Raw genomic sequence first — 10,668 nt, 5'->3', positions numbered from 1 at the left:
CCAGGCTCTCCGCCCAGGTCGGCGAATCGTTCAGCACGTAGCGGCCGAAGACCTGATAGAACACCACACAGACGATGGCCATCAGGCCGACCATCGCCACGCACATCCCCGACCACGCCAGACGCGCGTTCACCCGCGTCAGCAGGCCCGCGCTCTGCGGGGGGCTGTGATCCATTGCTTGCAGCTCGACATCCATGCCGCCGGCTCCCCTCAAAGGACGCGGCGCCACCCTTCGGTCTGCCGAAGGGAAGCGCCGCGTTCGACTGTGCTTACTTCGTGTCCTGGATGCGCTTGACGAGGCCGTCCAGCTTCGGCGTGCTCGCGAACTGCTTGTAGACGGGAGCCATCGCGTCGATGAACTCCTGCTTGTTCGTGACCTCGACGATCTGGGCGCCGGCCTTCACGACGACGTCCTTGGACTTCAGCTCACGCTCGTCCCACAGCTTGCGCATGTAGGGGACGGAGTCCTTGGCGGCCTTGCGGATGGCGGCCTGGTCGTCCTTGGACAGGCGGTCCCACGAGACCTTGGAGAAGACCAGCACTTCCGGCGCCATCGCGTGCTCGGTCAGGGTGAAGTACTTGGCCGCCTCGAAGTGGCGCGAGGACTCGTAGGACGGGTAGTTGTTCTCCGCCGCGTCGACGATGCCGGTCTTCAGCGCGGTGTAGACCTCGCCGAAGGGCATCGGCGTGGCGTTGGCGCCCAGCGCCTGGATCATGGCGACGAACAGGTCGGACTGCTGGACGCGGATCTTGGCGCCCTTCATGTCGGCCAGCGTCTTGTAGGGCTTGGCGGCCGAATACATGCTGCGCGAGCCGCTGTCGTAGAAGGCCAGGCCGACCATGCCCTGGCTTTCCATGGCGGCGAGGATCTCGTCGCCGATCGGGCCGTCCAGAACGGCGCGCATGTGCTCGGTGGAGCGGAAGATGAAGGGCAGGGCCGTGACCATCGTCTCCGGGACGACGTTGTTCAGCGGCGCGACGTTGATGCGCATCATGTCGAGCCCGCCGATCTTCAGCTGCTCGATGGTGTCCTTCTCGGTGCCGAGCGCGCCGTTCGGGTAGACCTTCACGCCGAGCTTGCCGCCGGTCCGCTCCTTCAGGAGCTTGTCGACGTACTTCACGGCCTCGACGGTCGGGTAGTCGGCCGGGTGGATGTCCGCGGAGCGGAAGTCGCGGGCCACGACCGGGGTGGCGAGCAGGGTGCAGGCCGCGCAGGCGGCGAGAAGGGCGGCGCGGATACCGCGGGTCGAAAGATGCATAGCGTGTCCTCCTGGCGATTCTTAAGCAGCGGTTTTTAGGCTGGTTCTTTGGTTTGGACGGTTGGGTCCGGGAGCCGCCCGGCGCGTGTTCCCGCGCGCCGGGCAACGGGTGATGTCATTCAGGCGAGGAAGTCCTCGCGCGGGGGCGTGAAGATGTCGAGCAGGACGCCCGGCTCCAGCGCCACGACGCCGTGCAGGGCGTTGGACGGCACCATGTAGCCGTCGCCGGTGCCCAGCCGCCGGGTGACACCCTCGATGGTGACGTCGAAGGCGCCCTTCTCGACCACGGCGCACTGGACGTGCGGGTGGCGGTGCTGCGGCCCGATGGCGCCGGTCTCGAACTCCACGCGCACCATCATCATGGCGTCGTTGTGGCCGAGGATCTTGCGGCGCACCCCGGCGCCCAGATCCTGCCAGTCCACCGCCTCGTCGATCACGAAAACGTTCGTGCTCATTCTCATCTTCCCCTTACTTTCGCAGGCGGCCCGTGATCGCTGATCTGCTCAGCGGGCGAGCCAGCCGCCGTCCACCGGCAGGATCGTGCCGTGGACGTAATCGGACGCATCGGAGGCCAGGAACACCGCGGGTCCGCCCATATCGGCGGGCTCGCTCCAGCGTCCGGCGGGGATGCGGGCCAGAATTTCGGCGTTGCGGCGCTCGTCGGCGCGCAGCGCGGTGGTGACGCTGGTCGCGACGTAGCCCGGCGCGATGGCGTTCACGTTGATGCCCTTGCCCGCCCATTCGTTGGCGAGCAGCCGGGTGATCCCGGCGATGCCGCTCTTCGACGCCGCGTAGGATGGTACGCGGACGCCGCCCTGGAAGGACAGCATGGAGGCGATGTTGATGATCTTGCCCTTCCGCCCGTTGCCCAGCGCGTAGCGCCCGAAGGCCTGGCAGAGGAAGAAGACCGACTTCAGGTTCACGTCCATCACCGCGTCCCAGTCGGCCTCGGTGAAGTCCAGCGGGTCGTCGCGGCGGATCAGCCCGGCGTTGTTGACCAGGATGTCCAGCCCGCCGAGCGTGCCGACCGTCTCCTCCATCAGGGCGGGGATCGGGGCGATGCCGGACAGGTCGGCGGGGATCGCGGCGAAGCGGCGGCCCAGCCCTTCGACCAGGGCGCGCGTCTCGTCCGGCGGGGTGCGCCCGGCCACGGCGATGTCGGCGCCGGCCCGCGCCAGGGCGACCGCGATGGCCTGCCCGATGCCGCCGTTGCCCCCGGTGACCAGGGCGGTCTTGCCGGTGAGGTCGAAGGGGTTGGTCATGACGGGGTGCTTTCTTTCTTCGTCTTCGACGGGCTGTCCGGCTGCGCGCCGGAGAAGAAGAAGGGGTTGGCCCCCTGGGTGTTCGGAACGGACTCCAGCAGGGCGCCGAGATGGATCGTCATCAGCCGCTCCGCCTCGGCAGGGTCGCGCGCCGCGATGGCGTCGACGATGCCGCCGTGCTCGGCCAGCACATGCGGGATGCGGCCGGGCTCCGGCAGGGTCAGGCGGCGGTAGCGGTCCACTTGCACCTTCACCTGCTGGGCCATGTTCCACAGGCCGGGGAAGCCGGCGATCTCGGAAATCAGGCTGTGGAACGCCTCGTCGGCCTCGTGGAAGCCGTCGAGATCGCCCGCCGCCATCGTCTCCTGCTGGAGCAGGATGTTGGCCCGCAGCGCTGCGACCTGACTGCGCGCGGCACGGACGGCGGCGTAGCGGACCGCGGTGCATTCCAGCGAGGTGCGGATCACCACCGCTTCGGGAAGAGCGTTGACCGGGATGCGGGCGACGAAGGTGCCGGACTGCGGGAAGATCTCGACCAGCCCGTCGTCGGCCAGCCGCAGCAGGGCCTCACGCACCGGGGTGCGGCTGACGCCGAAGGACTCCGCGACGTGCTTCTCCACAATGGGCTCCCCCGGCTTGCGCCGCATGGCCACGATGTCCCCGCGCAACGACCGGTAGATCTCCGCGGTGGCCGTGGCGCGGGCGGACAGGCGCGGTTCCTTGGCGGTTCCAAGCACCTTGCCGGGCACGGTCCCCGGAGCGGTTCCGGGCGGTTGAGCGTCCAGGGCGCGCCTGGAAGTCGAAGCCATTGCAGTCCTCCCCAAGTGCCGGCCCGTGCCCCATGCGAGGCCGGTCCGTGCAGTTCCTTGAGGGAGAGCATATTAATATATCAGCGTGGTGCGCAAGCCTGATTTTGAGGACGGGACGAACATTTTTCTGGGGGGGAGGGGGTGAGTTCTGGTGTTGTAGGACAACGGGCGATTGTTGAGCGCAGCGAATAATCCGGTGATGGTGCGCGCGAAAGAATGGGGGTGCTGTCTGTCCGTTATGCGTCATGAATGGACGTTCAGTGCTGCCCTCAAACCCCGTTCTGCCGAAGGGAAAACCAGAAGTTCTGAAGCTTAATGACTCCAGAAGCGCAGGGGATATCATTGAACTAGTGGTCAGATCATGCTCATTTGGTCACTAAGATACGATATGAATTTCAGAATATACTATTTGGATGCAGGCTAGCTTTCAGGCGATCAACTATTTCAACGCCATAATTATCAATGAGCCGCTTGAGGAACATCGGCTCAACTGCGTTGACGAAGGCGAGCAGTCCGGAGAGGCGTGCGGTTTCCTCTCCGTTAAGCCTACCCAATGTATAATGGTGCAACATAGCGCGTATTATCCTCTTGCGATCTCGTCCTAACGACACCTTCCCATCATCGGAAAGAACGAGCCCAGTCACAACGCGTCGGTATTTTTTTGTGGCAAGAACAGTCTTCTTCTCATTTATTCGTAAACGCGGCGAAACTAAATCCTTTAGCACCTTCCGCAATACCCGCTCGACGTTCGAAAGATTGCCTGCACGCTTAGAAGAGAATGTCATGTCGTCGGCATAACGAGTATAGCGCACCTTATCCTTTGCAACCAGTCCAGCGATACACTGGTCGAAATCGAACATTAGAACGTTGGACAGAGTGGGGGAAGAGGGCGCGCCGATGGCGAGACGCAGTTTCGAACTGCGCTTTGTTCGGTGGAAAAGGAGATTGGCGGTTAGCCGTATATCTTCTTCGTTATCAAACACACCATGCCGTTCGCAGTAAGCTCTCCAGTCACTCGCAACAATAGAGGGAAAAAAATCTGAAAAGTCGAATTTGAGAATGGCGCCACCTCCAGCATGAGCAGCTGCGTTATCTTTGATGGATCTTCCTTCACGATAAGCCATTGCCGCACTATGAACGGGAAGCTGAGACAGCACATCATTGACCAATACACGCTGGAGAAATTTCACTTCGCGAGCTGGTTGCGAAATGATTCTCTCTCCACCATTTCGTTTTGGTATCGTATAGGTTTTGTAGCGCGATGGTGCAGTCAAAACAATCAATCGTACGTCGCTTTCGCTCAATCCGCACGCTGCCGCAAGGGTTTGAATGATAGAAGACAATTTACATGCCTTTACTGGCTTGTTGTATCGCAGCGAACCTAAGTTTGTCCTTTTCCATCCAGTGCTGACGGATCGCAAGACGGCGTCGCGACTTGTTCATCTCTTTCGCGCCTTCCTTCATTGGCAGTACAGCAGCATCTATGCCCTTAGAGACACTAAGGCTGGTCTGCACATAATAATCTTTTGAACCCTTGGAAATACAAGTTAACCAACCGACTGATATTGCGCAGAGTAGGTATCCTCTTATCTGGTTATCACTCTTTTCTGTATTAAACAATTTTAGAATCCATGATATTTCTTGCGCTGTGAGGGCGCCGTACTCTTGTACGAGGCCGACAATCAGTTTGATAACATGTCCAGCCCGCCCCTGGTCAAACGTCGTCGAGTCGCGTGTTGCACTGAGTCGCTGTTCCAGTGGCCCATCAAGCATCTCCACCAGCTTCTTCTTGTCTACACTTGTTGCTGATTTTCCATTAAGGCCGACGTCGTCGTCAGCCACGACGTGGATGGCCTCACGACCGACCTCGCGCGAGATGCGCTGCAATGGCCCCAGCTTAATGAACGATGGCTCATTCCAGTGGTTTTCGCGAATAACAACGAATAAACGATTCATGATTTCATCTATTACGGCGAATGCACCGAGTTCTGCCAAGCTGCCTTCGCTTTCGCAGAATAAAATAATCAGCCTGACAATCTGCGCAATATCTGTTTCGAACATAAGTATGTCATCATAATTTTTCCGAAAATCAAATTGCTTAGTTATTTCTTCTGCCTGAATCAATTCTAAATTGTTTATTGCCTTTGGAGGAGGAAAGGCCTTAAGGAATGCATCCCGAAGCGATTTTGGGGTTGGGTCGCCGATGTCGCCGTATTGTCCTCCGCATAAAAGAATGACGTCGAACGGCTCCTTCACATGGATACGTTCGACGTCAATGTCTTCAGCGTAGGGCAACAATTGCTTACCTTTAAGGACTCGGAAGATGGCTTTGGGCCATCGAGCGGAGCGGTCCTCGACGATGGCCCAAAGCCATCTTCCGAGGCCGCAAGTGGGGACAATAAAATTAGACCGGGCGAAACGCCTGGCCAAGTGCCTTTCGGCACTTTACGCGTAAGCATATCTTATCCTAATGAGAGTATATATCGTCGTCAATGGAGAGTTTTCAGGATATTTCAGCGGATTGTAATCAACTTTCGGTGGTTAAGCTGTCTGGTCGTTCATGGCCCAGACTAAACAGGGCGCGCGGCTGAGAAGCTGTGGCTTTGGTTTAGAAGATATAGAGTTTTTTTCGATGTGAATGGCCTCCGAGCAGTGATGTCTGGCTAGTTCCCAGCCTCACTTTTGTCCACGTCTGCTACGAGTCGGTTCGGAATCGCGAGCTAATCTTTGTGCGTCTACCATTTTCTTTCATAGGAATAGGATTTCCTTTGGATTCACTGTTTTGTGCAAAACTTCTGGGCAGATATTTAATGCCGTATGTCCATGGGTGCCAATGGGTTCTGTCGCCGCGTTGCCTGACCTTCAGCTCTCGCTTTCCCACTATATTGACGTGCCACCATCCCCTTGCCAGCCTCCGTCCGCAATGGCATACTAGTATGCAAGTTGCCGCGATGGACGCCATGACCGACTCGCCGACCTCATCCGCCCCCACCGACATCCGCGGCCCCCGCCTGCACGGGGTCTACGACGCCCTGCGCGCCGCCGTGCTGTCGGGGGAGATCCGCCCCGGCGAGGGGATTTCGGAAACCCGCGTGGCCGCCCGCTACGGCGTCAGCCGCACCCCGGTGCGCGAGGCCTTCCGCCGGCTGGCCGACGAGGGGTTCCTGCGCATCGTGCCGCAGGTCGGCACCTTCGTGGCGCCGATCCAACTCGGCGCGGTGTCCGACAGCCAGTTCATCCGCGAGACCCTGGAGTGCCGGACCGTGCGTCTGGCCGCCGAACGGGCGGAGGCGGCGGACGTCGCCTCGCTCACCCGGCTTCTCGACTCGCACCGTACGGTTATGTCCCCCGACCGCCATTCCGAGTTCTTCGCCCTGGACGAGGCCACCCACGCCGAGCTGGCCCGCATCGCCGGGCGTCCGGCGGTGTGGGATTTGCTGGTCGCCGTCAAGGCGCAGCTCGACCGCGTGCGTTTCCTGTCGCTGCACAGCGAAGGCTGGGCGGCCAAGATCGTCGGCGAGCACCAGAGCATCGTGGACCGCGTCGCCGCCCGCGACCCCGACGGGGCGGAGGAGGCCATGCGCGCCCATCTGCGCACCGTCTTCGCGGCGGTGGACGAGATCGCCCGAACCAACAGCCACTTTTTCGAGACGTAAAGCCCTTATGCGGAGTGTTCCATGCGCCTGAGCCCCGACACGCTGCCCTCGCTGCGCCATGGCGTGCAGCGCCCCGGCTATGACCGTGCCGCGCTGACCACCGGAATCGTCCATCTGGGCATCGGCGCCTTCCACCGCGCCCATCAGGCGGTCTACACCGACGACGCCCTGGCCCGGTCCTTCGGTCCCTGGGGCATCGCCGGGGTCAGCCTGCGCAGCCCCGACACGCGCGACGCGCTGGAGCCGCAGGGCGGCCTTTATACCGTCGCGGTGCGCGACGCCGCCGGCGAGCGGCTGCGGGTGATCGGCTCGGTCACCGAACTGCTGGTCGCTCCGGAGGACCCCGCCGCGGTGCTGGACCTCCTGACCCGCCCCTCCGTCCGCATCGTCACCCTGACCGTGACCGAGAAGGGCTATTGCCACGACCCGGCGACCGGCGCGCTGAACGAGGCCCATCCGGACATCGTCCACGACCTCGCCAACCCGGAACGCCCGCGCAGCGTGCCCGGCTTCCTGGTGGAGGCTCTGATCCGCCGCCGCGCCGCCGGGGTGGAGCCCTTCACGGTGCTGAGCTGCGACAACCTGCCGAGCAACGGCGACACCGCCGCGGGCCTGCTGCGCCGCTACGCCGAACTGCGCGACCCTGCGCTGGGGACGTGGTTCGCCGGGAACGTCGCCTGCCCGAACAGCATGGTCGATCGCATCGTGCCGGCCACCACCGACGCCGACCGCGACCGTGTGTCGGATGGGCTGGGCCTGCGCGACTCCTGGCCGGTGGTGACCGAGCCGTTCAGCCAGTGGGTGATCGAGGACCGCTTCCCCACCGGGCGCCCGGCCTGGGAGCTGGAGGGCGCGGAGCTGGTCCCCGACGTCCATCCCTATGAGACGATGAAGCTGCGCCTGCTGAACGGCAGCCACTCCACGCTCGCCTATCTCGGCTATCTCGCCGGCTACGAGACGGTGTCGGACACCATGGCCGATCCGGCCTTCGTCCGGCTGATCCGCGGCCTGATGGACGAGGAGGCCGGGCCGACGCTGCACATGCCGCCGGGCGCCGACCTCGGCCATTACAAGGACGCGCTGATCGAGCGCTTCCGCAATCCCGCCCTGCGCCACCGCACCTGGCAGATCGCCATGGACGGCACGCAGAAGCTGCCGCAGCGGCTGCTCGGCACGATCCGCGACCGGCTGGCCGCCGGGGCGCCGATCGACCGGCTGGCGCTGGGGGTGGCGGGCTGGATGCGCTACGTCTCCGGCACCGACGAGGCGGGCCGCCCCATCGACGTGCGCGACCCCATGGCCGCCAAGCTCGCCGAGCTGGCGGCGGAGGCGGGGCCGGACGCCGACCGTCTGGCGACCGCCCTGTTCGGGCTGAGCGCCGTCTTCGGTGACGACCTGCCGCGCGACCCGCGTTTCACCGGGCCGGTGACCGACGCGCTGCGCCGGCTCTACGCCGAGGGCGCCCGCGCCGTCGTGCAATCGGTCGCGGCGGAGGCGGCGGGCTGAGGCGCCCCAACCTGCAAATCCCATCGAGACACGCCGGATTCGGCACAGCACTCTTTTTCAAGGAGCAGACCATGGAACAGACTTGGCGTTGGTTCGGACCGGACGATGTGATCCGGCTCAACCACATCCGTCAGACCGGCGCCACCGGCATCGTCACCGCCCTGCACCAGATCCCCTACGGTGTGGTCTGGTCGGTCGAGGAGATCGAGGAGCGCAAGGCGATGATCGCCGCCGACCCCTCGCTGGGCCTGCGCTGGAGCGTGGTGGAAAGCCTGCCGATCCATGAGTCCATCAAGATCGGCGAGGGCGACCTGACCCCGCTGTTCGACAACTACCGCCAGTCGCTGCGCAACCTCGCGGCCTGCGGGGTGACGACGGTCTGCTACAACTTCATGCCGATCCTCGACTGGACCCGCACCGACCTCGCCGCGCCGGTGCCGGGCGGCGGCACCTCGCTGCGCTTCAACGCCCATGAGCACGCCGCCTTCGACGTCTTCATGCTGGAGCGTCCGGGCGCCGAGGACGATCATTCGCCCGAGGTGCTGGCCCGCGCCCGCGCCTGGTTCGACAAGGCGTCGGAGGACGATAAGAAGAAGCTTCTCGCCAACATCATGGCCGGCCTGCCGGGCGCCTTCGACCGCTACGATATTCCGGGCCTGCGCAAGATGCTCGCCCGCTACAAGGACATGAGCCACGGCGCGCTGCGCGAGACGCTGGCCCGCTTCCTGCGCGAGGTGATCCCGACCGCGGAAGAGGTGGGCATCCGCATGTGCATCCACCCCGACGACCCGCCGCGTCCGCTGATGGGCCTGCCGCGCATCGTCAGCAACGAGGACGACCTGGACTTCATCGTCAACGTCATCGATTCGGAGGCCAACGGCATCACCTTCTGCACCGGCTCGCTCGGCGCCGGGGCGAAGAACGACGTGCCGGCGATGATCAAGCGCTTCGCCCCGAAGGTCACCTTCGCCCATCTGCGCAACGTGAAGAAGGACCCCGACGGCTCCTTCCAGGAAGCCGAGCATCTGGGCGGCGACGTCGACATGGTGTCGGTCGTCACCACGCTGCTGGAGGAGCAGAAGCGCCGCAAGGACACCGGCAATCCGAACTGGCGCATCCCCTTCCGTCCCGACCACGGGCACGAGCTGCTGGACGACGTGGGCAAGAAGACCCACCCCGGCTATCCGGCGATCGGGCGCCTGCGTGGTCTGGCGGAAATCCGTGGCGTGATGACCGCCGTGGCCTCGATGCGTCAGCTCCCGGTCTGATCGGTCGGGACGTTTGATTGGGTCCGGCACCGGAGGCCTGACCGTTTGGTGGAGGAGGGGAGCGCTATGGCACAGTGCTTCCCTCCGTCGTCGGGACGGACGAGTCGCAGCGGGTCGCCCTCTTCCGTGGCCGTGTGGCCGATCTCTTGACCAGCCTGCGCGCTCTTGTCGCGTGTCCAGGGGGCATCATGCCGGACCTGATGCCGGCATCCTGAAGGGCAGGGGAGCGCAAAAGGCCGTTTGCATTCGAATAAAATGCTTAATGAAACGCCCTGGGAGCGCGCTGTCTTCTTTTTCTCACACCCTTCGCACTCAGCCCTGAGAAGGTTTTTTCAATAATTTCCGCTGCTTAGTGCGCTCATCACTTTCTTTCGGCGGAAGCATGAAAAGCCATGGCAAAAACATCACAATCAATTAAAATCAGGATTGTGGTGTCGGTCCTTCGGGTGCCCGCGCCTCGACGACAAGGGAAGTGATTGGGATGAGCAACCGTCAGAATCCGCGATACGCCGCCGCCATGCTTCTTCGTGTGGTCGCTGCGAACGGGCGCTGCCATGTTCGTCCGATCGATCAGGTGCCGAAGAGCGCTCAGGAGATCGAGCTCGAACGCTTCCTGGGTGATGGCCTCGCCCCCCAGCCGTCCGAACGCCGGCGGACTGTTCCCCTCCGCGCCTGATCCGCAGGCTGTTTTCAGAAAAACGCGCTGCGGTGAAAAAAGCTCTTGCCGGGTTTGGCCGAGCCGCCTATAACCCGGCTCCCACGACGCCGGGGCCGCTGAGAAGCGCGACGGCGGCAGGGAAAAGGCAGAGATGCCGAAGACGAGACGAAGTAACATCAGGCCAGCGTGAAAACAAAGGCTTGACAGACCAAGTCGAACCTTCTAGATACAGCGCCCCGACGCGCCGCAC

Annotated in this window: 10 protein-coding genes; 3 read left to right on the top strand and 7 right to left on the bottom strand. The window is 63.1% G+C overall.

Features of this window, described 5'->3' with window-relative positions:
* Nucleotides 1-269 precede the first annotated feature (269 nt).
* The 6 genes from JJL56_RS32105 to JJL56_RS32080 all read right to left on the bottom strand — a co-directional run bounded on the left by JJL56_RS32105 (nucleotide 270) and on the right by JJL56_RS32080 (nucleotide 5,760).
* Nucleotides 270-1,259, bottom strand: a complete 990-nt coding sequence (locus tag JJL56_RS32105; RefSeq protein WP_145629720.1) for a TRAP transporter substrate-binding protein — start codon at nucleotides 1,257-1,259, stop codon at nucleotides 270-272.
* 119 nt (nucleotides 1,260-1,378) lie between these two features.
* Nucleotides 1,379-1,714, bottom strand: coding sequence for a cupin domain-containing protein (locus JJL56_RS32100; protein WP_200487834.1), 336 nt, complete (start codon nucleotides 1,712-1,714; stop codon nucleotides 1,379-1,381).
* A 48-nt stretch (nucleotides 1,715-1,762) separates the two neighbouring features.
* A complete protein-coding gene (kduD, locus tag JJL56_RS32095; RefSeq protein ID WP_200487833.1) occupies nucleotides 1,763-2,521 on the bottom strand; it encodes a 2-dehydro-3-deoxy-D-gluconate 5-dehydrogenase KduD in 759 nt (252 codons plus the stop codon).
* Entirely contained in the window at nucleotides 2,518-3,330 is an 813-nt protein-coding gene (locus tag JJL56_RS32090; RefSeq protein WP_200487832.1) for a GntR family transcriptional regulator, read from the bottom strand. Before JJL56_RS32090 ends, kduD begins: the two co-directional genes overlap by 4 nt.
* 395 nt (nucleotides 3,331-3,725) lie before the next feature.
* Nucleotides 3,726-4,673 (bottom strand): retron St85 family RNA-directed DNA polymerase, encoded by a 948-nt coding sequence (locus JJL56_RS32085; RefSeq protein WP_282188972.1) that lies wholly within the window; start codon nucleotides 4,671-4,673, stop codon nucleotides 3,726-3,728.
* Nucleotide 4,674: 1 nt separating this feature from the next.
* The gene (locus JJL56_RS32080) at nucleotides 4,675-5,760 is read right to left on the bottom strand and encodes a retron St85 family effector protein (protein WP_200487830.1); all 1,086 of its coding nucleotides are present in this window, start codon (nucleotides 5,758-5,760) and stop codon (nucleotides 4,675-4,677) included.
* A 530-nt stretch (nucleotides 5,761-6,290) separates the two neighbouring features.
* On the opposite strand from JJL56_RS32080, the gene JJL56_RS32075 reads away from it, so the two are divergent.
* From JJL56_RS32075 to uxuA, 3 genes are all read left to right on the top strand, one after another.
* On the top strand, nucleotides 6,291-6,986 hold the full coding sequence (locus JJL56_RS32075; protein ID WP_247891369.1) for a GntR family transcriptional regulator: 696 nt from the start codon (nucleotides 6,291-6,293) through the stop codon (nucleotides 6,984-6,986).
* 21 nt (nucleotides 6,987-7,007) lie between these two features.
* The gene (locus JJL56_RS32070; protein WP_200487828.1) at nucleotides 7,008-8,492 is read left to right on the top strand and encodes a mannitol dehydrogenase family protein; all 1,485 of its coding nucleotides are present in this window, start codon (nucleotides 7,008-7,010) and stop codon (nucleotides 8,490-8,492) included.
* A gap of 71 nt (nucleotides 8,493-8,563) precedes the next feature.
* Nucleotides 8,564-9,760 (top strand): mannonate dehydratase, encoded by a 1,197-nt coding sequence (gene uxuA / locus JJL56_RS32065; RefSeq protein ID WP_145629727.1) that lies wholly within the window; start codon nucleotides 8,564-8,566, stop codon nucleotides 9,758-9,760.
* Between the two features lie 361 nt (nucleotides 9,761-10,121).
* Here uxuA and JJL56_RS32060 read toward each other — a convergent pair whose 3' ends face one another.
* Nucleotides 10,122-10,595 (bottom strand): hypothetical protein, encoded by a 474-nt coding sequence (locus tag JJL56_RS32060; protein WP_200487827.1) that lies wholly within the window; start codon nucleotides 10,593-10,595, stop codon nucleotides 10,122-10,124.
* Nucleotides 10,596-10,668 lie beyond the last annotated feature (73 nt).

The sequence above is a fragment of the Azospirillum aestuarii genome, from assembly GCF_016632405.1.
Classification (GTDB): domain Bacteria; phylum Pseudomonadota; class Alphaproteobacteria; order Azospirillales; family Azospirillaceae; genus Azospirillum; species Azospirillum aestuarii.
Note: the sequence above shows the minus strand (reverse complement) of the source record. Positions and strands in the feature narration are given on the sequence as shown.